The sequence below is a fragment of the Chromobacterium sp. Rain0013 genome, from assembly GCF_015291765.1.
GTDB classification, from domain to species: domain Bacteria; phylum Pseudomonadota; class Gammaproteobacteria; order Burkholderiales; family Chromobacteriaceae; genus Chromobacterium; species Chromobacterium haemolyticum.
Genome location: NZ_CP031514.1, coordinates 1,270,108 through 1,292,833, shown reverse-complemented (window position 1 = coordinate 1,292,833; position 22,726 = coordinate 1,270,108). Strand labels below are relative to the sequence as shown.

The window sequence follows — 22,726 nt, the reverse complement described above, 5'->3', positions numbered from 1 at the left end:
AGATGCAAGAGGGCGCGGAAGAACTGGAATACGTCGGCTTCTGGCTGCGGGTGCTGGCCAGCCTGGTCGACACCCTGCTGCTCTGCCTGGCACTGGCGCCGGCGATCTGGCTGCTGGCCGGCGTCAGCGGCGAAACCAACCGCGTGGCGGAAAGCGGCGACGGTTGGATGATGCAGGCCGCCATGATGCAAGGCCGCTTTGAATTGAGCCCGCTGGCCAGCCTGATGATCAACTGGGTGCTGCCCGCGGCGGCGGTGCTGGCCTTCTGGTGGTTCAAGAGCAGCACGCCGGGCAAGATGCTGCTGGGCGCTCGTATCGTGGATGCCAAAACCGGCGCGCCGATGACGCCGGGGCAGGCGGCGCTGCGTTATCTAGGCTACTTCGTATCCTGCTTCCCTTTCTTGCTGGGCCTGATCTGGGTGGGCCTGGACGCCCGCAAGCAGGGCTGGCACGACAAGATCGCCGGCACCGTGGTGGTGCGGGCCAAACGCCTGGGCAAACAGCCTGTGCGCTTTGAGCAACAAGCCTGACTTTCCCTCGCGCCGCCAGCCCTGGCGGCGCGCTTTTCTTCCCCTTCCTTCCCTAGCCCCGCGCGCAAGCCCCACCCCCACTTTATTTCCAACTGCCATTAAGTACGGCTGAAAATAAAATCAAAGGTTATATAAATACAGGGCAGCAGCGGTTACCGCCGCGGCTAGCACATCGCCATTGGGCCTGGACGTCCCACCAGACGCTCCAACTTCTCATCTGATGTTATTGATCTCAAGGAGTCCAAACATGACTATCGATCGCGATCAAAAATCCGGCCTGTTCATCGTCAGCTACAACGTCAACAAACCCGGCCAGGCGGGCGGCCTGAACCTGCGGCTGGACCTGACCGTATACACCCCGTCGCGCCACATCACCGGCCGCGCCACCATCACCCACGCCACGCTGCAGCCGCTGGTGTTCGAGCATCCGATCCAAGGGCGCTACGAAGAGCAGGGCCGCGACATCGAACTGCACCTGATAGGCGCGCCGCGCATGCACGATCAGCACGCGCAAAACCAGGCCCACGCCGCCGGCCACGCGCTGCTGGAACAGTTCTTCTTCGACGGTCAACTGAAAGACGGCTGGCAAGCCGGCAACAACTCCAAGGCGCGCTACGCCTTCTTCCAAAATCAGCAATGGCATGAGCAGCTGGGTCAGGAAGTGCGTCTGGCGGATGAAATCAACAACGCGATCAAAGCGCTGAACCTGCGCTAAGAACAGGTTTACGATTTCGCGAGCAAAGGCGAGACAAGACGAAAACGGCTGAAAAAGCGGAATGTACTCATGGTACATGAGCATTTCGAAGACGGTTTCAACGCCCTTTTCTATCCATCCTGCCGACGCGCAGCTGATCGTAAATAGGTTCTAAGCGCATGCGCCCGGTTCCGGGACCGGGCCATCCATCAGTACCCGAAGCCCGCCCCCAGGCGGGCTTTGGGTGTGGAGCGTCAGCAAGGACGCTTGCCCTCCGCCTTGGATCAAGCTGATGACCGGCGTAAAAATCAACACCCCTCCCAGCCGGGGTGTTGGCCAGCAATGAACAAGTGCGCGGCAGCCCTTTACCCTTCGCCCTCTTCCCTATCACCCTCGACATCGTCCCTGGCCTGGAAGAACACATGCTTGAACACATCCAGCCGCACCGGGTCCAAACGTCGCTCCGCGGCGCTCAAAATCGTCTCAGGGTCAAAGTCGCTGTCGGACTCGTAGACGAAAAACGGCTCATTGTCGTCAATCTCGTACACCGAAATGACCAATACGCCATTCGTCCGCAGTTCCAGCTTGAGCTGCGCCATGGGAATGGCGCTGCCCACCAAGTCGCGTTCTTCCATTTAAACCCGCTTTCTCACTACGCCCATGCCTCCTTCTCAGCATAGGCCAGCGACGACGGGCCGCCATCCAAAAGCCTCTGTCCCGCTCAAGCGGGCCATCGCCGCTTAGCCGGCCCGGTCTTAAGGACTGGCATGCGGCGCTTGCTGATCGCTCCACGCTCGCCTATCTTCACAATCTAAATGTCATTAAATTACGCAATTTAATTGCCATTTGTATAAATAGGCGACATTTACGCGCTATTTCACGACGCTAACGCCTCGCCGGCAAAGCCGACCGTTGTCGACGGTTCTCAACCATTATCCGAAGGAATGCCATGAATCCCCCACTCAACTTCCTGTTCCGCCGCGTCGCGGCCTTGCTGGCCGTCAGCGCGCTGTCTCTGACCGCCGGCGGCGCGCTGGCCGCCAATATCAGCGGCAGCCTGCCCAATTACAAAAACAGCGGCATCACGTTCAACTATGTGGAGCAAAAGAGCGGAGGCTCCGGCCCCGGCGCTCGCGGCATCCGCATTTACATCGCCGGCGGCCGGGACCAGAGCTACAAATTCAACCCCAATCCCCACGACGACCCTTGGTACAACAAGAACCAGACCAAGTTCTACCGACAGGCGGCCGAAGCGCTGGCGGACGCTTACCTCGCCAAGAACCCGAATCCTGCCTTCCCGCGCTACGGTTTCAAGTCCACCATCAACGGCATCGTGTACAGCTACAACCAGCCGTGAGCGGCAGTGCCCGTCGAATAGAAAAAAGCCGCCCGAGGGGCGGCTGCGTGGTCTGGCTCAAGCCGGCTCGCCGCCGTCCACTCGGCGGCGGGTTTGCAGAATGGGCGGCGCCCATTGCTCGCCCGGCCGCTTCTTGCGGGTGGCCAGCGTCAGTTCCGACGGCGCGAAGATATTGATGTTGTGGGTATTCGGCGTAGTGATCAGGTACTGCGCCTCGGTGGCTTTGAGGAAGCCGGCGACGCGGTCGATGTTGAAGATGTCCAGATGGGCGAACGGTTCATCGATGAACACGAAACCGGACGGGTTGGACTCGTCCATCATCAGGCCGATCAACAGGATTAGCGACTTCATCACCTGCTGGCCGCCGGAGGCCTCGCCGTCGTTCATACCCATCAGGCCCTTCTGGTCGAAGTTGAACCTGAGCACCAGCCCGGCCTGGGCCAGCGCGGCGTCGTCGTTGGACAGCTGCGGCAGTTCCACTTCCACCTGGATGCCGGCCAGTTCGCCCAGACGCTTGACGTTTTGACCGTAGACGCGGACGGTGGCGCGCAGCTTGCCCATATAGGCGGCGCGCGCTTCGTCGGTGAGCTCGCGCGAGCGGTCCACTTCACTCTGGCGGCGCTGACGTTCGCGGTCCAGAGCGGTCAGATCCTCCACCAGCTTGTCCTTCAAGGCCAGCACGGCTTCGTCCTGCTCCCAGTCGCCGTTTTGCAGCCGCTCTTCCAGGTAGTTGAGCTGATGCTTGGCATCCGCGGCGGTATCGAACTCGCTTTCGAGCGCTGCGACGTTATCCGGCGCTAGCGCCGCATCAGGCAGACGCTCCGCCCATTCGCGCAGTTCGGACAGCAGGCGGCGCACTTGGCGACGCGCCTGCTCCACTTCCTGTTGTTTTTGGCGGAAGACGGCCAGGCTGTCCTGTTCGCGCTGGCAAACTCGGTCGTGCGCCAACCGAGCGTCGCTGTAGCGCTGATCGGCGGCTTCCTTCTCCGCGCTGACGAGGCCCAGCGCCGCGCCCAAGCGGGCGATTTCGCTTTCCAGCCCCTGCTTGCGCGTTTCCAACGCGGCGAACTCTTCGGCGCGGCTGTCCAGTTGGCGGATGGCGTCCATGCCGCCCAGGTATTCAGCCAAGCCGGCGGCCTCGCGGGTGTCCGCCACCAAGCGCTCTTCGTCGGCCAGGATGCGCGTGTTCAACGCCTTCAAGGCTTCACGCACCGCCAGCAGCCGCGATTGGCGCGCGGCTTCGCCGAAGGCGAACTCATGCGCCGGCACGCCGATGTGGCGCGCGCCGCGACGTTCGCGGAAGTAGCCGTCGCGGGTGATCCAGTCTCCGCTGACGTCGGCGCCCTGCTCCGCGCTGTCTACGCGGCTGACGCTGTTCAACTGCCGGTACAGCCACTCGGGCGCGTCGGCGGAGAAGCGCACCACTTCCATCAGGCTGCCGGCGTTGGCGCGCGGCGGGCTGCAGCGCTCCGGCACCACGAAGTGGCGATAGCGAAGTTTCTCGCCGATGCGCCAGGCTTCGCGGCGGTCGCTTTCGCGTTCCAGCAGCACCACGTGGCGATAACCTCTCAACAGCGCCTCCACTGCCGCCTGCCAGTTCGGGTCCAGCACTTCCACGATGTCGGACAACATCTGATGTCCAATGCCGGCCTCGTCCAGCGCGGCCTTGAACTGGCGCACGTCTTCCGGCGCGCGGCCGCGGCCGATTTCCAGCGCCTCCAGATGCTGGGAGCTGTCTTGGCGCTGCTTTTTCAGTTCGCGCAGGCCGTCTTTCAATTGCTCGGCTTCACCGCGCAACGCGGCGAGCTTATCGGCCAACTGGGCGGCGTCGGCGCCGTATTCCTTGCTGGCCAGCGCTTGCAGCCGATCCCGTTCCTTGAGCTGACCAGCCACGCCTGCGTGCTCGCCCTTGGCCGCCATGAAGGCTTCCTGCGCGCCGACGCGGGCGGTTTCCGCCGCCTTGCGCGAGGCGTCGGCGGCCACTTCCGCGGCCTTGAGTTTGGCCACCAGCTGCAAGGTGTCGGCATGCTCGCCCCGGGCCTGGTTCAGCGCGTGGAAATTGCCCCGGTAGTTTTTCCAGACATTGCCGAGCGCGGACTTGGCGTCCAGATAGGCCAGCACCGGCAGCGCCTCGTCGCGCAGCCGGGCGATGCCGGTATTCAGTTGCCGCCATTCCAGATAGCGGTTGGCGCGGGTCTTCATGGTTTCCACCCGCGTCTGCAGCGCTTCTTCCTGACGGCTCAGCGATTCCAGTTCCAGCTCGGTGGCGCGTTGCTCGTCGCGGGCGCGCTGGTAGTTGTCCAGCACGTCCTTATCGCCGAAAACCTGGAACACCAGGTCAAGCAGTTGGCGCGGGCTGTATTCGGTGAGTTTGTCGGTATCGCCCTGTTCCAGCGCCAGCACTTCGGCCACCGCCGGGGTCAGGCCGGCCATTTCCAGCCGGCGGCGGTATTCCTGCACGCCCAGCCATTGGGCCTGGCCTTCGGCCTGCTCCAGCGGCACGTCGCCGTCCAGAATGGCGTAGTGGCGCACCCAGTCCCCGCCTTGCTTCTTGACCCGGCACAGCAAGGTGACAGCGTCCGCGACGATGGGGAAGAAGGGCGTCGGATACAGGCCGCCGCTGGGGCGACGCGGGTTGTCCACCACGCCGCGCAGATAGGCGAAGGGCTCTTTGTTGTTGCGAACGTAGCGTTTGTAATCTCGCTTGCCCGAGCATTTGATCGCCAGCAAGGTGCGCATCGCGTCCAGCAAGGTGGTCTTGCCGGAGCCGTTGGGGCCGATGATGGTGACGATCTGCGCGTCCAGCGGCACGGTCAGCCGCTGCCAGAAGTCCCAGTGCACCATTTCCACCGATTTCATCTGGAACATCAGCGCGTCTCCTCGTTGGCCGCGTCGTCGTCCGGCGGCAGGTCAAACAGCGGGCCGGCGGAGTCGTCGGCGTCCGCGGCGGCTTCCTGCTCGTCCTCAGTCGCTTCCGCGCGCTTGTCGGCCAGCGCGTCGCGGCCTTCGCGGCGCAGCAGCACATCGGCCAGCGCCCCTTCGATGATGCGCGGCGCCAGTTGAGCGTAGTCGATCATCAGGTCCAGCATCGGGCCTTCGTCCAGCCAGCGGTTGCGGCGCACGATAAAGCCCAGATTCACCAGGCGGCCCAGGTTGGCGTTGAAGCGGGTTCGGCCGCCCAGCGCCTTGCCGAAGTCCGCGTAGAGCGCGTCCTCGGACACGCCGGTGGAGACGGCGTCGCCGGTTTCCAGCGGCTTTTGCGCGCCGAACATATCGCTCTGATTTTCCTTGCCGGCCTCCACGCGGGCGATCTGGCGCTCGCGCTTGGGCAGGATGATCAAGGACCACAGGATGACCAGCAACGCCACGCCGTCGCGCGGCAGGCCCAGGTTGTTGTTGAGCCAGGCGTCGCCGGAGCCGAACACCGGCTCGGTCATTTCCGGCAGCAGCGCCACGGCCACATGCTCGGCGTAGGGGTTCTCCACCAAACGCAGGCCGACGGCGGCCAGGCTCTTGTCCAACTCCAGGCGGAAGCTGTCGTCCAGCAGCGCCTTCTTCGCCAGCGCGTCGCCGCGCGGCACCACCCGGTGCGCCAGCAGACGGGCGGTCAGGGTTTTGATTTCTGTTTCCATTAAGAACCTTTTTGCGCCGCGGCCACCAGGCGCGCGTCGGACAGCGACGCCACTTCCGGGTGGTCCGGCTCGATCACGCGCTCGCCGCCTTGCAGGCTGAACGGCAGCTTGGCCAACGCGGCGACGATGCTTTGGTCGTTGCTGGTTTCCGGATCGCCAATCAAGGACAGCAACGACAGCCGGTAGGCGGTTTCGTTGTAACTGTCGGCCAGCACCGCCTGGCTGATGTGGGCGTCGGCCGCGCCGGACATGCCCAGCTCCAGCAAGGCGTCGTACATCGCCTCGGCCTCCAGCAAGCGCTCCATTTCCGGCGCGTCGGCCAGCGGCGCGGCTTCGCCACCCGGCAGCGTCATGGAGCCGGCCTTGGCGCGCTCGCGCGCCAGCAGTTCGAATTCGGCCACATCGGCCAACTCCGGCGTGGACAGGAAGGCCGGCTCGGGGGCAATGGACAGACAGGCGTCCAGCTTGTGCGCCAGCTGGCCGGCCGCCATGCGGCGCAGCCAGTCCGCGATGTCGGTGGAGGTGAGGCCGGAGCCGCCCAGGTGCACGCGCTGCGCGGCCAATTGCGCCAGCCGGCGCTCAAACGTGCCGGCCAGCGCCAGCATGCGGCTTTGCGCCAGCGCGATGGCTTGCGCCTGGTTCAACACCAGCAGGCTGAGGCTGTCGTCCTGGGTCAGGCTCTTGACCACTTCGGTGGATTTGGCCACCCAGCGCCACACCGCTTCCAAGCGGTGCTGAGCGGCGCGGATACGGAATTCAGATTGCGACTCCAGCGCTTCCTCGAATTCCGCGTACAGTTCGTTCAAGCGCGCCAGCAGGTGTTTGAGCGCCTCGTCGGATACCTGACCCACCGCCTGGCCGGCGGCCACTTGGCTGGTCAGATAGCCCAGCTCCACATCGTCGCCGGCAAAATCCACCATGGTGGCCAGCGCCGCCAGCGCGACGCGCGCGCCTTCGGACAGCTGGTAGACCCCGCTGTCGCTGTCATAAACCAGCAGGCCGCCTTCGCGCAGCCGGCCCAGAATGGTGGCCAGCTTGGTGTCGTTCAGATAGGCGAAACGCTGGGCGATTTCCTGCGGCGTCCATAGCGGCGCTTCTGCGCGGCCGCCCAGTTCCCGCAACACCAGCAGCCGCATCAGCACTTCTTCATCGCCGCCGCGGAACAGGGTGACGAAGACGGCGAGATAAGGCCAGGCGCCGGTCAAGCGCGACACCGCCTGCAAGGAGGCGGGCTCGATGCCGGGCTGGAAGAAGTCGGAGAGAGAATCCAAGGGCACTCCACCACGCGCGCGGGCGTGGAATGGCAAAAGCCATGATTGTCCGGGGGGCATGGTCGTTCGTCAACGCATCTCGGCGCGGCGGCCCTATCTTGCGTGGGCAGGTTTGGAATAAGATTCCACAACCCAGCCGCACACCGTAAGAGGAGAACCCATGTACACCCACCGCCAGCCCTTGCTGTCGCCCAGTCTGGGCAGCCAGCGCGATCTGACCAGCTTCCATTTCGGCGTGCCGCAGAGCGGCCAGAAAATCTATATCCAGGCCAGCCTGCACGCCGACGAATTGCCGGGCATGCTGACCGCCTGGCACTTGAAGCAAGGCTTGCAGCGGCTGGACGCCGCCGGCCTGCTGCGCGGCGAGGTGATCCTGGTGCCGGTGGCCAACCCCATCGGCCTGAACCAGAACCAAAGCGAGAAGCTGCTGGGGCGTTTCGATCTGCAAAGCGGCCAGAACTTCAACCGCTATTACCCGGTGCTGTCCGAAACGATTTTCGAGGCGGTGAAAGGGCAGCTGGGCCGCGACGGCAAGGCCAATACCGCCTTGATCCGCGCGGAGGCGCGCCAGCAATTGGGCGCGCTACGCGCCGACAGCGAGCTGCAATCGCTACGCCACACGCTGATGAAGCTGGCTTTCGACGCCGACGTGGTGCTGGACCTGCACTGCGACTGCCGCGCCGGCCTGCACCTGTACACCGGCACCCCGCTATGGGAACAGTGCGAGCCGCTGTCGCGCTATCTGGGCGCTTGCGCCACCCTGCTGGCCACCGACTCCGGCGACCATCCCTTCGATGAAGCCTGCAGCCAGCTGTGGTGGCAGCTGCGCGATCTGGCGACGGCAGAAGGCCTGGACGCGCAGATCGACATGGCCTGCCTGGCGGTAACGGTGGAACTGCGCGGAGAAAGCGACGTCCATCACGATTACGCGCGCCAGGACGCGGAAGGCATCCTCAACTTCCTGCGCCACCGCGGCGTCATCGCCGAAGCCGCGCCGCCGCTGCCGGAACTGCCCTTCCCCGCCACGCCGCTGGCCGGTTCGGAAAACCTGTACGCGCCGCACGCTGGCGTGGTGGTGTATCACGCCCAGCCGGGCAGCGAGGTGGCCAGCGGCGAACTGTTGGCCGAGGTAATCGACCCGATCAGCGACCGCTGCAGTGAGATCCGCGCCAACCGCCCTGGCATGTTGTACGCCACTAGCGCCCGCACTTACACCACCACCGGCCTGTCGCTGGCCAAGGTAGCCAGCCGCGAGGCCTTTAAATCCGGCAAGCTGTTGTCGGCCTGACCCTGAAAGGAAACCGCATGAGAATCTTGATTTGCGCCGCCGCGCTGCTGAGCCTGAGCGCCTGCAGCCAGACCAAGGCCCCGGAGCGACCGGCGGTGGGCATGGCCAATCCGGCCTCGGTGTATTGCGTGGAAAAAGGCGGCAAGCTGTTGCCGCAAAAAGACGCTCAGGGCAATGAGTACTCGCTATGCCAGTTGCCGGACGGCCGCACAGTGGAAGAGTGGACGCTGTTCCGCGCCGACCATCCCCGATAGCCCACCAGGCTTATCCACAGCCTTTCCCATTTTTCTGATTTATCCACAACCCTGAATACAACGAACCCGCCGGTCATGATGCGCCGGCGGGCCGTATCCCCCTTGAGCAGGGTAAGACTCAGATCACTTCAGGCTGCCGGACAAGAAAGCCTTCAGCCTCTCGCTCTTGGTGTTGCCGAACACCTCGTCCGGGCAACCCTCCTCCTCTACCCGCCCCTGGTGCAGGAACATCACGTGGTTGGACACATTGCGGGCGAAGCCCATTTCGTGGGTGACCACGATCATGGTGCGGCCTTCCTCGGCCAGCGCCTGCATCACTTTCAACACCTCGCCCACCAGTTCCGGGTCCAGCGCCGAGGTGGGCTCGTCAAACAGCATGACCTCCGGCTCCATCGCCAACGCGCGCGCTATCGCCACCCGCTGTTGCTGGCCGCCTGACAAGTGCGCCGGATATTTATCCTGGGCGCGCTCGTCCAGGCCCACCTTGCGCAGGTATTTGATCGCGCGCTGGGTGGCCTCCTCCTTGGAAATCCCCAACACGTGCACCGGCGCTTCGATCACGTTCTCCAGCACCGTCATGTGCGCCCACAGATTGAAGTGCTGAAACACCATGGCCAGCTTGGTGCGCATGCCCTGCAGCTGCTTCTGGTCCGCCGGCGTCAATTCGCCGTTCTTGGTGGTGGCCAGGCGGATGGGCTCGCCATTGAGGCTGATGCTGCCCTGGTTCGGTTTTTCCAGGAAGTTGATGCAACGCAGAAAAGTGCTTTTGCCGGAGCCTGACGAGCCGATGATGCTGATCACGTCGCCGGCCTTGGCCGTCAGCGAAACGCCTTTGAGCACCTCGTGGCTGCCATAGCTCTTGTGAATGTTCTGGATATTCAGCTTGTCCATCTTCTTAATCCGTTTCTCAGGTTTTCGCCGGCTGCAAATAGGCCAGCCATCTGGTCTCGGCCTTGCGGAACAGGCCCACCAGGACGAAGGTGACGCCCAGATAGATCAGGGCGGCCAGACCGAAGGCGTTGAAGGAGTCGTAGGTGGCGGCGTTGACGTCCCGCGCCACTTTCAGCACGTCCGGCACGGTGGCGGTAAAAGCCACGGTAGTGGCGTGCAGCATCAGGATCACTTCATTGCTGTACGCCGGCAGCGCGCGGCGCAGCGCGGACGGAATGATCACCCGGCGGTAAAGGGTGAATTTGCTCATGCCGTAAGCCCGCCCTGCCTCAATCTCGCCGTAAGGGGTGGCCTTGATCGCGCCGGCGAAGATCTCGGTGGTGTAAGCGCAGGTGTTGAGCGCGAACGCCAGGATGGTGCAGTTGTAGCCCTCGCGGAAGAAGTGGTTGAGGAAACCCACCTCGCGCACCGCGTCCAGGCTGTACATGCCGGTGTAGAAGAACAGCAGCTGCACATAGAGCGGCGTGCCGCGGAACACATAGGTGTAGAACCAGACGCTGCGCGCCAGCCACTTGACCTTGGATACCCGCGCCACCGCCAGCGGGATGGACACGACAAAGCCAAAGGCGATGGACAGCACCAGCAGCCACATGGTGACGGCGAGGCCGGAGAGATGGTAGCCGTCCGACCACAGGAAGGGACGCCAGTATTGTTGAATGATGTCAATCATAGCTCGGCCTCCCTCACGCCCATGGAATAACGGCGCTCCAGCCACATCAGCACGAAGTTGGACACCGTGGTGAGCAGCAGGTAGATCGCCCCGGCCACCAAGGTGAAGAAGAACACTTTGTAAGTGCTCTTGCCGGCGTCTATCGACACTTTAACCACGTCGGTCAGGCCGATGATGGACACCAGGGCGGTGGCTTTTAGCATCACCTGCCAGTTATTGGAAATGCCGGGCAACGCGAAACGCATCATCTGCGGAAACTGGACGCGGGAAAACACCTGCCAGTGGCTCATGCCGTAAGCGGTGCCGGCCTCCAGCTGGCCCTTGGGCACGGAGATGAAGGCGCCGCGCAGCGTTTCGGTAAAGTAGGCGCCATAGATAAAACCCAAGGTCACCACGCCGGACACGAAGGGATTGAGATCAATCCGTTCCATGCCTTGCCATTCGGTAAGATGGTTGATGCCGATCTGCAGGCTGTAAAAAATCAGCAGCATCAGCACCAAGTCCGGCACGCCGCGGATCAAAGTGGTGTACAGCGTGGACACGCCGCTCAGCAAGGGATTGCTGGACAGCTTGGCCCCGGCCCCGATGAGGCCGATGAGGAAAGCCAGCAGCAAGGACAGCACCGCCAGCTCCAGCGTCACCAGCGTGCCGTCCCAGATAATGGAACCAAATCCATACAAAAACATGCTCATCCCCTTTCAGGAGCGGCGACGGTGGGCGTCGGGCCGTTCCTGACTTGCGCAAAAGACGAGCCGCCGACAAAACGGATGGCCAACTCCGGCCACGGAGGCGCTGCGGGTTCCAATGCAACGGTCTTGTCGGCGGCTTACAAGAACTGGTTCAAAGCCTGCCGCACAGCGGCGATACGGCCCTGAACAGGCTCTTACGGCTTACTTGCCGTAAACGTCGAAGTTGAAATATTTCTTCTCAATCTTCTTATAAGTGCCGTCTTTGAGCATGCCGGCGATGGCTTTGTCGATGTCGGCCTTCAGTTCCTTGTCTTCCTTGCGCAGACCGATGGCGGCGCCTTCGCCCAGGGTTTGCGGGTCCACCAGTTCTTTGCCGGCAAAAGCGAAGCCCTTGCCTTCCGGCTTCTTCAGGAAGCCTTCTTCGGCCTGCACCGCGTCTTGCAGCGAAGCATCCAGACGGCCGGCCGTCAGGTCGGACAGCACTTGGGTCTGGTTCTGGTAAGGCACGACTTCCACACCGGCCGGCGCCCAGTGTTTCTTGGCGTAGGCTTCCTGAATGGTGCCCTGCTCCACGCCCACGCGCTTGCCCTTCAGCGAAGCCGGGGTGGGCAACAGGCCGGAACCGGCCTTGGCCACCATTCGGGTAGGAGTGTTGAACAATTTGGCGGAGAAGTTGATTTCCTTCATCCGGGCCTCGGTCATCGACATAGAAGACAGCACGCCGTCGAATTTCTTGGCTTTCAAGGCCGGGATCATGCCGTCGAAATCATTTTCCACCCACACGCACTTGGCTTTCAGGCGCTTACAGATTTCATTGCCCAGATCAATGTCGAAACCCACTAGCTGGCCATTGGCCGCTTTGGATTCAAACGGCGCGTAACTGGCGTCCACCCCGAAGCGGACTTCCTTCCAATCCTTGGCCCATGCTCCGATAGACGCGGTCATCAGACCCAAGGCCATCACAGCCAATGCTTTCTTCATTTGCTTCTCCTCATAGACTTCATCTACAGCCAACGGTGAAAACCCCGGGCCGACGGCCGGGCATAGGTATTTCACAAGATAAAGCGCTTGGGGCTTTTGCCCTCTAGATTTGCTCCAGCTCCGCAAGGGGCTGAGCGGTTCATGTTATATAAATAGAGCAATTTGTCTATACCGTCTCCGCTGCCCACTGCCAATGCCGATCTCATCTAAGCTTACGTCATGTCATCAGAAAAAATTAATGACTTGGTATTTCAGAGATTCGGCAAATTCGCGGTCTGTTGAGGACAAAATACAACAACCAAGCACCCACACAAGTAACGCTTGGTATCGGAATGGGTGTACCTGGACATGAAAAAGTATTTATAAGAACAAACAATCGGCGCGCGCGTGCCGGTGTCGGGCAGAACACCAGAATGCGGGATGGGAACAGGACGACAGGCCATGCCTCAGACTTGCATACGCAGAGGCGGCCCGCCAAGGAATCCACTCACGTCAACTTCCGGACTTCCGTGACGGCGGGCAGCAGCGCCGCCCCGTCCTGGGTCTTGGGCAACATCAAGGGCACGGGCTGCCCGCTGCCCTTGTCGATCAGCAGCGAATGAGGCTCGCCAGGTTCAAACAAATACCGTTCGCCCCACTGGCGCAAGGCCAGCACCACCACAAACAGGCTTTCTCCCTTGGCTGTCAATACATACTCCTGATAAGCGCTGCCGTCCGAAGCCGCCTGAGTGGCAAGCACCTCGGCGTCCACCAGCTTGCGCAGCCGGTCCGACAGGATGTTGCGGGCCACGCCCAGGCTGCGCTGGAAATCGCCAAAACGGCGCACACCGTCGAAGGCATCGCGCACGATCAGCAGCGACCAGCGGTCCCCAACGATGTCGACGCCACGCGCCACCGGACACGGCTGCGGGTTCATGATCTTGCGGCGCGGCATGGCCTCTCCTTGAGTCTGCGGTGAATGGATCAATTAGTTGCATTTTAAAACTGGGTGCCCTAGCATTCAATCAGTTTCATTTTGCAACTACATTGAACGGAATCGGGATCATGAAAGCCGCGCTCGCCCCTCCCTCCCCGCCGCTGCGCAAGCCGCCGCCCGCCCAGGCAGTGGACATGCCCGCCAGCCTGGTATGGCTATTCGCCGCCGCCAGCGGCTTGAGCGTGGCCAACGTCTATTACGCTCAACCCTTGCTGGATGCGCTGGCTCGGGATTTCGCCATCCGCCAGGCGGCGGTGGGCGGCGTGGTCACCGCCACTCAGATCGGCTGCGTGCTGGCCTTGCTGCTGCTGGTGCCGCTAGGCGACCTGCTGGAACGCCGCCGCCTGATGGCGGCGCAACTGCTGGCGCTGGTGGCCGCGCTGACAACCGTCGCCATGGCGCGCTCCGCGCCCGCGCTGCTGGCCGGCGTGTTAGCGGTGGGCTTGCTGGGCACGGCAATGACGCAGGGGCTGATCGCCTACGCGGCCAGCGCCGCCGCGCCCCATGAGCAAGGACGCGTCGTTGGCGCGGCGCAAAGCGGCGTCTTCATCGGCCTGCTGCTGGCGCGGGTGTTCGCCGGCGCCGTCAGCGATCTGGCCGGCTGGCGCGGCGTTTATCTCTGCGCCGCGGCGCTGATGCTCGCGCTAGCGCTGCCCCTGTGGCGGCGGCTGCCCGCGCTGGCTCCCTCCGCGAACGCGATGCGCTACCCAACGCTGCTTGCCTCCATGTTGACCTTGCTGCGGCGCGAGAGGGCGCTGCAAGTGCGCGGCATGCTGGCGCTGCTGATGTTCGCGGCCTTCAATATCTTCTGGAGCGCGCTGGTGCTGCCCTTGAGCGCACCGCCGCACAACTACTCCCATACCGCCATCGGCGCCTTTGGCCTGGTGGGCGCGCTTGGCGCGCTGGCTGCCGCGCGCGCCGGACAGTGGGCTGACCGCGGGCTGGGTCAACGCACCAGCGCGGCGGCGCTGGCGCTGCTGCTTCTAGCCTGGTGGCCGCTGTCGCTGATGCAGCAATCGCTGGCCGCCCTGCTGGTCGGCATCCTGCTACTGGACCTGGGCGGCCAGGCGCTGCACGTGACCAACCAGAGCCTGATTTTCCGCTCCCGCCCCGAAGCGCATAGCCGGCTGGTCGGCCTTTACATGCTGTTCTACGCGCTGGGCAGCGGGCTGGGCGCCATAAGCGCCACCGCGGCCTACGCCCGTGCCGGCTGGCAAGCCGTTTGCGGACTGGGCGCCGCCGTCAGCCTGCTGGCGCTGTTGTTCTGGTGCGCGACACGACGACTCACGCCCGCGGCTATGGGATGAAATGAAGAAGGCCAGTCTCGCGACTGGCCTTTTTCTTACCGAGACGGCAGGAAGCCGTTTATTCTTCAGCCGTATCCTGATGCATAGCCGCATCCGGGGTAATCACGGTTTGGCGCGCGGCGGCGGCTTGCTGCTGCGCCTCGTCCGCCAGCTTGCGCTGCTCGGCGCGCACCACATCCAGGTAGGACATGATGGCGAAAGTCAGCTCGCGGGTGCCTTCGTGGTTCAACGCGGAGATGCTGAACACGCGCGGCGCCTTGATATCGAAGCCGAAACGGTCGTCCGGCTGCTCTTCCGGCCAGCCATAGGCTTTAAGGAAGGCTGACACCGTCAGCTCGCGCTCGCCCGGAGGCAGCATATCCACCTTGTTCAATACCAGCCAGCGCGGCTTGCCGTGCAGCTCCTCGTCGTACTTCTTCAATTCCTCAACGATGGCGCGCGCCTCGCGCACCGGATCGACATCCGGGTCAAACGGGGCCACATCCACCACGTGCAACAGCAGGCCCGTGCGCTGCAAATGCTTGAGGAAGCGGTGGCCCAAGCCGGCGCCTTCCGCCGCGCCTTCAATCAGCCCCGGAATATCGGCAATCACAAAGCTGCGCGTATCGTCCATCCGCACCACGCCCAAATTGGGGTGCAGCGTGGTGAACGGGTAGTCCGCCACCTTGGGACGCGCCGCCGACACCGCGCGGATGAAGGTGGACTTGCCCGCGTTGGGCATGCCCAGCAGGCCCACGTCCGCCAGCACCTTCAGCTCCAGCTTCAAGGTGCGCTGTTCGCCCTGCTCGCCCGGCGTGCATTGACGCGGCGCGCGGTTGGTGGAGGATTTGAAATGGATGTTGCCCAGGCCGCCCTTGCCGCCGCGCGCAATCATGACGCGCTGGCCGTGGTGGGTCAGATCCGCCACCAGCTCACCCGTGTCGTGGTCGGTAATCACCGTGCCCACCGGCATTTTCAGTTCGATATCGTCGCCGCCCTTGCCGTAGCAATCAGCGCCGCGACCGCGCTCGCCGTGTTCCGCCAGGTATTTCTTAACGAAACGGAATTCCACCAAGGTGTTGACGTTTTCATCCGCCACCGCGTACACGCTACCGCCCTTGCCGCCGTCGCCGCCATCCGGGCCGCCGAAGGGAACGAACTTCTCGCGGCGGAAACTGGCCACGCCGTTGCCGCCGCGGCCCGCGAACACTTCAATGCGGGCTTCATCAATAAACTTCATGTTTTCAACCTCTGTCTGGCGAGGAGTCAGGGGTCAGGATTGACACGCTTCAACCCTCACGCCTTGCCCCTCGGTATAAAAAAAGCCCTATCGCAGGATAGGGCTTTCTCGGTCACTAGAAAGCGAAAAATTATTCGCCGTCTACGCCGGTGTACGGAACCACATTAACGAACTTGCGCTTCATTGCACCTTTGATGGTGAATTCAACATAGCCGTCAACCTTGGCGAACAAGGTGTGATCCTTGCCCTGGCCAACGTTTTCACCTGCGTGGAAGCGGGTGCCGCGCTGACGCACGATGATGGAACCTGCCGGAATCAGTTCGCTGCCGTAAACCTTAACGCCCAGGCGTTTGGCTTCGGAGTCACGACCGTTGCGGGAGCTACCGCCTGCTTTTTTGTGTGCCATGACTGTTTATCCTTACTTCGAAATCGCGTCGATGCGGATTTCGGTGAAGTTTTGACGATGACCCTGATGTTTCTGGTAGTGCTTGCGACGACGCATCTTGAAGATGCGGATCTTGTCGCCACGACCGTGGGAAACAACGGTGGCCTTAACAGTGGCGCCGGCAATCATCGGGGCGCCTACAACAACCTGTTCACCGTCAGCAATCATCAGCACTTCTTCAAGTACGATCTGGCTGTCGACGTCTGCAGGTATCTGTTCTACTTTGAGTTTTTCACCAACGACAACTTTGTACTGCTTGCCGCCGGTTTTTATGACCGCATACATTCGCATGAGCTCCTGAATATAAAAATCTCGCCGCCTATTGCGGGAGAACGCGAAACTATACGGACAGCCCGTCAAGTTGTCAATGATTTCATTGACTTAGTTCTAAGAAGTAAGCGCCATGGCGGCTTAAGGGGCTTTTCTGGTAACATTCTCGCCTTTGGCGTACCCATCTCAAATAACTGGTTGAAATCGTGTCCACCCCGCTTTTCCGTACACTGATAGCCGACGACATGCAGGCCGTAGACCGCGTCATCCGCGCCCGGCTGCACTCTGATGTCGTCCTGATCCGCCAGGTAGCGGAATACATCATTTCCGCCGGCGGCAAGCGCCTGCGCCCGGTGCTGACGCTATTGTCCGGCCGCGCGCTGGGCCACGGCGGCGAACAATTGCACGAGCTGGCGGCGATGATCGAATTCATCCACACCGCCACCCTGCTGCACGACGACGTGGTGGACGAATCCGACCTGCGCCGCGGCCGAGAAACCGCCAACGCGCTGTTCGGCAACGCCGCCAGCGTGCTGGTGGGCGACTTCCTCTACACCCGCGCCTTCCAGATGATGGTGACCACCCGCAATATGGACATCCTGGCGGTGATGGCGGAAGCCACCAACATCATCGCCGAGGGCGAGGTGCTGCAGCTGCTCAACATCGGCAACACCGACGTTACCGAAGACGAATACCTGCGCGTGATCAAGTACAAGACCGCCAAGCTGTTTGAAGCCTCCGCCCGCGTGGGCGCGCTCAGCGCCGGCGCCAGCGCCGAGCAAGTGCGGGCAATGGCCGAATACGGCATGTACCTGGGCACCGCCTTCCAGATCATCGACGACGTGCTGGACTACAGCGGCGACGCCGAGACCATAGGCAAGAGCCTGGGCGACGATCTGGCCGAAGGCAAACCAACGCTGCCCCTGATCTACACCATGCGCAACGGCAATCCGGAAGCCTCCGCCACCGTGCGCGACGCGCTGGAACACGCCAGCCGCGATCGTTTCCAGGACGTGCTGGCTGCGGTACAATCCTGCGGCGCGCTGGACTACGCCCGGGCCGAAGCGGTCAAAGTGGCCGAACAGGCCGTCGCCGCGCTGGCGCCGATTCCGGAATCGGACACCCGCCAGGCCTTGGTGGAATTGGCCCGCCTGTCGGTGGACCGCAGCGCCTGAGCCAGCAAGTTTATCTAAGCGTCTCCGTAGTTAAATGGATATAACGGCCCCCTCCTAAGGGGCAGTTACAGGTTCGATTCCTGTCGGGGGCGCCACTTCTGCTTGCAAAACAATGTGCGTCACAAATCAAAAAGCCGCGTCCGGCAAACGGCGCGGCTTTTTTGCGTCCTAGCTCAGCTACCTACAAGCTCAGTTATTGCCACACCGGCTTCGCGGCTGCCGCTTCCAAAACCAGTTGCGGCAAAGTCCAATGGTATTGGCCGGCAGCGTCAAAAAGACTATCCATATCCCTGGCCGCCGCCAGGGCCACCTGACCGCCATCAGCCTGCCGCAACTGGAAAAGCTCGGCCTCTACGCCGCGTCGGACGTTCAGCCCTAAACCCCCCACGCCTCTCCTCTACAGCCCGCCTAGTGTGGGCTGTCGCGCACTCCCCCGCCCAAACTACAAAACCGCGAAGCCTTTTACACACCGAGCATGACATTGACACAACGCATTCGACGAAAACGGCAGAAATCGCCGGTTTCCGCGCCATTGGGTAGGGGAGTAGGTAAAAAAATTCCGTGGATTGACCCCGCTTCACGACTTAAATCATTGATTGTTGAGAAGAACCCATCCACGGTTTGCCCTCCAAAATCCACGGTTTCCCCTCAAACTTCCACGGTTTGCCCCAATTCTTCCACATCGGGGTTTTACCCTTTTACGGCCTCTAAGTATTTCTTCTTATTTAAAAAACAAAGAGATAGAGATAAAAAGCCATGAAAAAGGAAGGCAGGGGCCATCCACGGTTTCGGAGCGCTGCTTAAAAATTAATCCACGGGTTTGCCGGCGGAAGTCGTGGAAATGGTGGATTCGCCCTTCCCTTCATGGCATTGATTTTATTGAAGTTTATGCGGCATCCACGAAATGGGGGGAGAGGCCGTGGACAAACCGTGGATGAAAAGCCGTTACAGGACAATAACTTAGGGGCCAATCCACGGTTTCGATGGGATTCGAGTTGTATATTACCCCTGCACAGGAGACTCAATATTGTCACCAGCTTCGATCAACCAGACAAATTCTTCTATAGTTATTCAAAGCAGTTATACAAATTCAATGGTATGCTATTGAAGTAATACAAACCATAAGTCTTGATTAGGGCAACCTAAAGGTTTAGGCCTGCCTGTTGAGCTTTAATTTTCAGGCTTAAAAGCCAATATCTTGTCACCCTGAAATTCTATTTAATAAAGACCATCACTACCAATACCTTAAACAAAATCCATATGCTTACTATTTCTACACGAGGTCAAATTGAGAGTTGAATACTTAGTTCTTATTGATTCTGCAGAAGAATTCTGCAGATCCGTACATTCATTCAACAACCTCATCCAAGCCTATGAAAATATTAAAATTCAAGGAGATGACATCTTCTATCATGGAAAAAGTTTTAGATACGAAGTAATATACGAAGACATAGGGCGTGAGCATCAAAGATATTTCCATATCAAACTTACCTGCCACAATAATCAGAGTATCGAGCAGTTTAGAGAATTATTAAAATCCTTAAGGACAATACTCACAAAGGTTAGCGGTCGCCCACCTGAAACAGTCTGGGATGAAATCAGCACAGACCTTTGCATCAAAGCTTACCCCCTAATTCATCATACCGAAAATCTTCTCCGCAAATTAATTACAAAATTTATGTTAGCCAACATAGGCGTTGGCTGGCAAAAAGAAGCGATACCTCAAGAGGTTGTTGATTCTATCAAGTCAAAGTCTAGCGACAGATCACAGAATTATCTTTATGAGTTAGATTTTATTCAATTATCAAACCTTCTATTTAAAGAATACAGCACGGGTGACTCTCGTAAGTTTATTGAAGCTATTGCAATAGCTTCCGAAATAACAGAACTAAACTTGAAAGAGCTAAAAGAAATCGTGCCCCGCTCCAACTGGGAGCGTTACTTCGCGCCAATTGTCAATTGCGACAGCAATTACCTGAAAAAACGCTGGGAAAAACTATATGAATTTCGATGCAAGGTTGCTCACAATAGATTTTTGACACCAAGCGAACTAACGGAAGTTCAAACATTTACTGCGGATGTAAATGAAAAATTTCAAGAAGCACTAGACAACCTAGACAAAGTCCAAGTAACAGAGGATCAAAAAGAAGAAGTCGCTATAAATATTGCAGCAACAACCAACAACAATTTCGCCGCATTCCTCTCCCGATGGGAAAAACTTAACCGAACCCTTAGAAATCTTGACAATTTAATTGCCCAAGATGACGAAATAGAAAAGCTAAACGGATCCAAAAATTGGAGAAACCTTGTTAATTTTGGAATAAAAAAAGGTATATTGTCTCAAAATTACAAAGATCGCGTCTTAGATCTATCTGTTTTCAGAAATGCAATAGTTCATAATCCCGATGTGTTTTTTACAGATTCATCTGTATATGATCGAATTGAAAAGCTAGATCAGCTAATAGAAGAAGCAACTCAAATTTTTAACGAAAAATCAGTCAAAGACATTAAGACCTAACACTTGCAACCAAATTCGAAAACATCACTTTAAAAACAAATCCACCAAAACTGCTTGATCAAACTGATACAACATTAAAATCAAGCATTAACATAAGTAGACATCACGTTTAAATCTGCAAATTTACCGTTCCCAGATATTACAGATTATTAAGAGCCGCTAACAAAACCTCGCGGAGAACCTAGGCCAAAGCGCGACGACACAGGCAGTTTCAATGGTACGAAAAGGAGGCAAAACACAGGATCAGGGGTTTTGTTAGCGGATCTAAGCACGAGCCTATTCTGCGGCTACAACAATGATTTCATTGATGAGGCATTCTCCTAATGAAACCTAATATCAACCAAAATTATGACCAAGGGGGCATCCAAGGGGGTATCTTTTAAAAACAATAACAACAAATAACAATAGAATCAGTAAATTAACAAAGCAATTCAATCCCTGTCGGGGCGCTGATCTGCTCTCCAATACCAGTTATGACAAATATCCTCTCCAGCTTTGCACACCAGAATTGGGGGCATCTGCTCTGGGATATAACTAAGCGGCTCACTTCAGCCGAAGAGCCATCACCTGCCCCGCCTCCCCCCCCACCCTTGACGCCCCCTCCCAGCCTGTTTAGGCTTGGGTCCGCGCCGTGCTCAATCACACAGCGCAGGGCTGGCAAGCCCAAACTAGCTTCTCCCGCAGACACAACGGTCCGCTTTGGCACCGTTACGTCTGTTGCCACGCCGTACCCATTCGGGGCGGGCCGTGGCAGGGAGTCCTCTGGACTGCCGGTTCTTTGGAAGAAGCTAGCCGGTCTTGCCACCTTGTCATGTGCCTGCCCTAGCCTCGCCTGGGCAGGTTTCCAAAGATGACATGGAGACCGTGATGACCTTCTCTACTTTTCCCCCCGCCATGCCGCCGCCCGCCTGTCCTCACTGCGCAGGCCAAACTGTCGCACCCGCCGCTGTGCCGTTGATGGAGCAGTTGTATTCATGTTCCCAGCGCTTGCCTGCTGCTGCCGGCGATGCGGGGCTGCTGGACGAGTTGGGCCAGCAAATCAACCAGTGCTATGTCAAACTGGACTCCGCCTTGTTGCGCGGGATGATGGATATGCGCGCCGCCCACACTGGGCTGTTAGCCTTGCTGACTTTGCTGGAACGACGCGACGAGCCGCTGCTGTTCAGCAGCGAAGAAGCCTTGGCCCTGCTGGAGCCGATAGAGCAGCGCTTGAAACAGGGCTTGGATCACTTCAACCCTTTGCTGTGACTCAGGGCAGCATATGGGCGGGGCCTTAGGCGATAACCGCCAAGAGGCGGCTATCCGGCCGCTTATTGGGCAGACCTGTTGCAGGTGGGTATCGCTACGCTCCGGGGCGTTCTAAGCGCAGCTGCCGAAGGCCTTCAGCCGCTCCACATCCACCAGCGTGATGTCGCGCCCGTCCACCTGGATCAGCTCCGCTTCGATCAACTGGTGCAGCATGCGCGAGAAGGTTTCCGGGGTCAGGTTGAGACGGGAGGCGATCAGGCTTTTGTTCACCGGCAGCGATACCTGCGGCGTGAGGCTGTCGCCCTCCTCCGGAATGTGTTGCAGCAGATAGCCAATCACCCGCTGCAAGGAGCTTTCTATGGAGTAGCGCTCCACGTCCCGCACCAGGCCGTGCAGGCGCAGCGACAGGCCAGCCAGCAAGCGCCGGGCAAAGGCCGGGTCGTGGTCTATCGCTTGCAGGATGCCGGCCGCTTCCACTTTGAGCAGCATGCCGTCTTCCAGAAACTGGGCCATTACCGGGCAGGGCCGGCCCAGGAACATCACCGCCTCGGCAAAACTCTGGCCGGGGTGGACGATTTCCATCACTTTTTCACTGCCCTGCGCCGAGGACAGCGCCAGCTTCACCCGGCCGTACACCACCAGGAACATGCCGTCGCAGGGGTCGCCCTTCTGGAAGATTACCTGGCCCTTGAGGCCGCGCAGTTCTTGGGTGTGCGGAACCAGCGCTTGTATCTGCTCCGGGGAGAGTTGCTGAAACAGCGGCTGGTGGCGCAGGAAGGATGGGATGTCCAAATGGCTCATGACGGTGTGGCTCGATAAGGGTGGAGGCTTACACTATAAAATCGCGCTCCGCCAACGGCCATGCGCCATTGGCAGCAGCGGCCTAGTTCGATGTGATTAGAGCCGGCCGCGTGGCGGGAGAAACGGGAAATTGTCTTGTCAGCCGTCTTTGAGCACGACAGGCGAATCGTCCAGGCCCCAGTCGCCGTGCAGATACCAATCATCGCCCAGCACTTCCGCCGGATGTTGCGTGCGGCTGGAGCCGTTGCCACATTGCAGGGAGTGGGCCGGGCAATACAGATCACAACCCCAGCAGATGCGTTCGGGGTGGGCGGGGTGAAGCGGGAATTTTTTGGCCATGAGGGTCTTCGTTGTGGGTGACTTTCAGCTTGCCAGTCATGACTCAAGCGGACTTGGAGCCTGATCAAACAACGGCCATTCCGCCCGCTAGAGCGGCTAACACAACCCCTG

General features: G+C 59.9%; 24 protein-coding genes and 1 tRNA gene. 11 read left to right on the top strand and 14 right to left on the bottom strand.

Features of this window, described 5'->3' with window-relative positions:
- Window positions 1-2 precede the first annotated feature (2 nt).
- Window positions 3-530 carry an RDD family protein gene (locus DXT74_RS06120; protein WP_043637139.1) on the top strand — a complete coding sequence of 176 codons (528 nt, stop codon included), beginning with the start codon at window positions 3-5 and terminating at the stop codon, window positions 528-530.
- Window positions 531-777: 247 nt separating this feature from the next.
- Window positions 778-1,245: a DUF1842 domain-containing protein gene (locus tag DXT74_RS06115; RefSeq protein ID WP_043637141.1), complete on the top strand. Its 468-nt coding sequence runs from the start codon at window positions 778-780 to the stop codon at window positions 1,243-1,245.
- A 344-nt stretch (window positions 1,246-1,589) separates the two neighbouring features.
- On the opposite strand, the gene DXT74_RS06110 is transcribed toward DXT74_RS06115, so the two are convergent.
- Window positions 1,590-1,859: a hypothetical protein gene (locus tag DXT74_RS06110; protein WP_194427542.1), complete on the bottom strand. Its 270-nt coding sequence runs from the start codon at window positions 1,857-1,859 to the stop codon at window positions 1,590-1,592.
- 314 nt (window positions 1,860-2,173) lie between these two features.
- On the opposite strand from DXT74_RS06110, the gene DXT74_RS06105 reads away from it, so the two are divergent.
- On the top strand, window positions 2,174-2,581 hold the full coding sequence (locus DXT74_RS06105; protein ID WP_052370820.1) for a hypothetical protein: 408 nt from the start codon (window positions 2,174-2,176) through the stop codon (window positions 2,579-2,581).
- A 57-nt stretch (window positions 2,582-2,638) separates the two neighbouring features.
- Here DXT74_RS06105 and DXT74_RS06100 read toward each other — a convergent pair whose 3' ends face one another.
- From DXT74_RS06100 to DXT74_RS06090, 3 genes are read right to left on the bottom strand one after another with little or no spacing between them, the layout of a single operon-like run.
- A complete protein-coding gene (locus DXT74_RS06100) occupies window positions 2,639-5,449 on the bottom strand; it encodes an AAA family ATPase (protein ID WP_194427541.1) in 2,811 nt (936 codons plus the stop codon).
- Window positions 5,449-6,213: a hypothetical protein gene (locus DXT74_RS06095; protein WP_043640997.1), complete on the bottom strand. Its 765-nt coding sequence runs from the start codon at window positions 6,211-6,213 to the stop codon at window positions 5,449-5,451. Before DXT74_RS06095 ends, DXT74_RS06100 begins: the two co-directional genes overlap by 1 nt.
- Entirely contained in the window at window positions 6,213-7,490 is a 1,278-nt protein-coding gene (locus DXT74_RS06090; protein WP_231138285.1) for a hypothetical protein, read from the bottom strand. The genes DXT74_RS06095 and DXT74_RS06090 overlap by 1 nt, the downstream gene beginning before the upstream one ends.
- Before the next feature lie 154 nt (window positions 7,491-7,644).
- Between DXT74_RS06090 and DXT74_RS06085 the strand changes: the two genes are divergently transcribed.
- Both DXT74_RS06085 and DXT74_RS06080 read left to right on the top strand, forming a co-directional pair.
- A complete protein-coding gene (locus DXT74_RS06085) occupies window positions 7,645-8,772 on the top strand; it encodes a succinylglutamate desuccinylase/aspartoacylase family protein (RefSeq protein WP_194427540.1) in 1,128 nt (375 codons plus the stop codon).
- 17 nt (window positions 8,773-8,789) lie between these two features.
- Window positions 8,790-9,026, top strand: coding sequence for a DUF333 domain-containing protein (locus tag DXT74_RS06080; RefSeq protein WP_043640990.1), 237 nt, complete (start codon window positions 8,790-8,792; stop codon window positions 9,024-9,026).
- A 123-nt stretch (window positions 9,027-9,149) separates the two neighbouring features.
- Here DXT74_RS06080 and DXT74_RS06075 read toward each other — a convergent pair whose 3' ends face one another.
- The 5 genes from DXT74_RS06075 to DXT74_RS06055 form a co-directional block, all read right to left on the bottom strand.
- Entirely contained in the window at window positions 9,150-9,917 is a 768-nt protein-coding gene (locus tag DXT74_RS06075) for an ABC transporter ATP-binding protein (RefSeq protein WP_043640987.1), read from the bottom strand.
- Window positions 9,918-9,933: 16 nt separating this feature from the next.
- Complete coding sequence (locus DXT74_RS06070) at window positions 9,934-10,647, bottom strand: ABC transporter permease (protein WP_019102446.1); 714 nt, start codon at window positions 10,645-10,647, stop codon at window positions 9,934-9,936.
- A complete protein-coding gene (locus DXT74_RS06065) occupies window positions 10,644-11,333 on the bottom strand; it encodes an ABC transporter permease (RefSeq protein ID WP_043641009.1) in 690 nt (229 codons plus the stop codon). Before DXT74_RS06065 ends, DXT74_RS06070 begins: the two co-directional genes overlap by 4 nt.
- 204 nt (window positions 11,334-11,537) lie before the next feature.
- A complete protein-coding gene (locus tag DXT74_RS06060) occupies window positions 11,538-12,317 on the bottom strand; it encodes an ABC transporter substrate-binding protein (protein ID WP_043640983.1) in 780 nt (259 codons plus the stop codon).
- Window positions 12,318-12,804: 487 nt separating this feature from the next.
- Entirely contained in the window at window positions 12,805-13,251 is a 447-nt protein-coding gene (locus tag DXT74_RS06055) for a helix-turn-helix domain-containing protein (protein WP_194427539.1), read from the bottom strand.
- Between the two features lie 110 nt (window positions 13,252-13,361).
- Between DXT74_RS06055 and DXT74_RS06050 the strand changes: the two genes are divergently transcribed.
- Complete coding sequence (locus DXT74_RS06050) at window positions 13,362-14,600, top strand: MFS transporter (RefSeq protein WP_194427538.1); 1,239 nt, start codon at window positions 13,362-13,364, stop codon at window positions 14,598-14,600.
- 58 nt (window positions 14,601-14,658) lie between these two features.
- Here DXT74_RS06050 and obgE read toward each other — a convergent pair whose 3' ends face one another.
- The 3 genes from obgE to rplU all read right to left on the bottom strand — a co-directional run bounded on the left by obgE (window position 14,659) and on the right by rplU (window position 16,549).
- Complete coding sequence (gene obgE, locus DXT74_RS06045) at window positions 14,659-15,819, bottom strand: GTPase ObgE (RefSeq protein ID WP_194427537.1); 1,161 nt, start codon at window positions 15,817-15,819, stop codon at window positions 14,659-14,661.
- Window positions 15,820-15,949: 130 nt separating this feature from the next.
- Window positions 15,950-16,225 (bottom strand): 50S ribosomal protein L27, encoded by a 276-nt coding sequence (rpmA, locus tag DXT74_RS06040; protein ID WP_043640972.1) that lies wholly within the window; start codon window positions 16,223-16,225, stop codon window positions 15,950-15,952.
- A gap of 12 nt (window positions 16,226-16,237) precedes the next feature.
- Window positions 16,238-16,549, bottom strand: a complete 312-nt coding sequence (gene rplU / locus DXT74_RS06035; protein ID WP_039753142.1) for a 50S ribosomal protein L21 — start codon at window positions 16,547-16,549, stop codon at window positions 16,238-16,240.
- A gap of 230 nt (window positions 16,550-16,779) precedes the next feature.
- Here rplU and ispB point away from each other — a divergent pair, with 230 nt between their 5' ends.
- From ispB to DXT74_RS06015, 5 genes are all read left to right on the top strand, one after another.
- Window positions 16,780-17,709, top strand: a complete 930-nt coding sequence (ispB, locus tag DXT74_RS06030) for an octaprenyl diphosphate synthase (RefSeq protein ID WP_143330348.1) — start codon at window positions 16,780-16,782, stop codon at window positions 17,707-17,709.
- Between the two features lie 20 nt (window positions 17,710-17,729).
- Window positions 17,730-17,804, top strand: a tRNA-Arg gene (locus tag DXT74_RS06025).
- Window positions 17,805-17,959: 155 nt separating this feature from the next.
- The gene (locus DXT74_RS23015) at window positions 17,960-18,088 is read left to right on the top strand and encodes a hypothetical protein (RefSeq protein WP_255524790.1); all 129 of its coding nucleotides are present in this window, start codon (window positions 17,960-17,962) and stop codon (window positions 18,086-18,088) included.
- Window positions 18,089-18,997: 909 nt separating this feature from the next.
- Window positions 18,998-20,227, top strand: a complete 1,230-nt coding sequence (locus DXT74_RS06020) for a HEPN domain-containing protein (protein ID WP_194427536.1) — start codon at window positions 18,998-19,000, stop codon at window positions 20,225-20,227.
- Between the two features lie 867 nt (window positions 20,228-21,094).
- Window positions 21,095-21,475 carry a hypothetical protein gene (locus DXT74_RS06015; protein WP_194427535.1) on the top strand — a complete coding sequence of 127 codons (381 nt, stop codon included), beginning with the start codon at window positions 21,095-21,097 and terminating at the stop codon, window positions 21,473-21,475.
- Window positions 21,476-21,586: 111 nt separating this feature from the next.
- On the opposite strand, the gene DXT74_RS06010 is transcribed toward DXT74_RS06015, so the two are convergent.
- Together DXT74_RS06010 and DXT74_RS06005 are read right to left on the bottom strand one after the other, a co-directional pair.
- On the bottom strand, window positions 21,587-22,276 hold the full coding sequence (locus DXT74_RS06010) for a Crp/Fnr family transcriptional regulator (protein ID WP_043635054.1): 690 nt from the start codon (window positions 22,274-22,276) through the stop codon (window positions 21,587-21,589).
- A 138-nt stretch (window positions 22,277-22,414) separates the two neighbouring features.
- Window positions 22,415-22,615 carry a DUF3079 domain-containing protein gene (locus tag DXT74_RS06005; RefSeq protein ID WP_043635063.1) on the bottom strand — a complete coding sequence of 67 codons (201 nt, stop codon included), beginning with the start codon at window positions 22,613-22,615 and terminating at the stop codon, window positions 22,415-22,417.
- Window positions 22,616-22,726 lie beyond the last annotated feature (111 nt).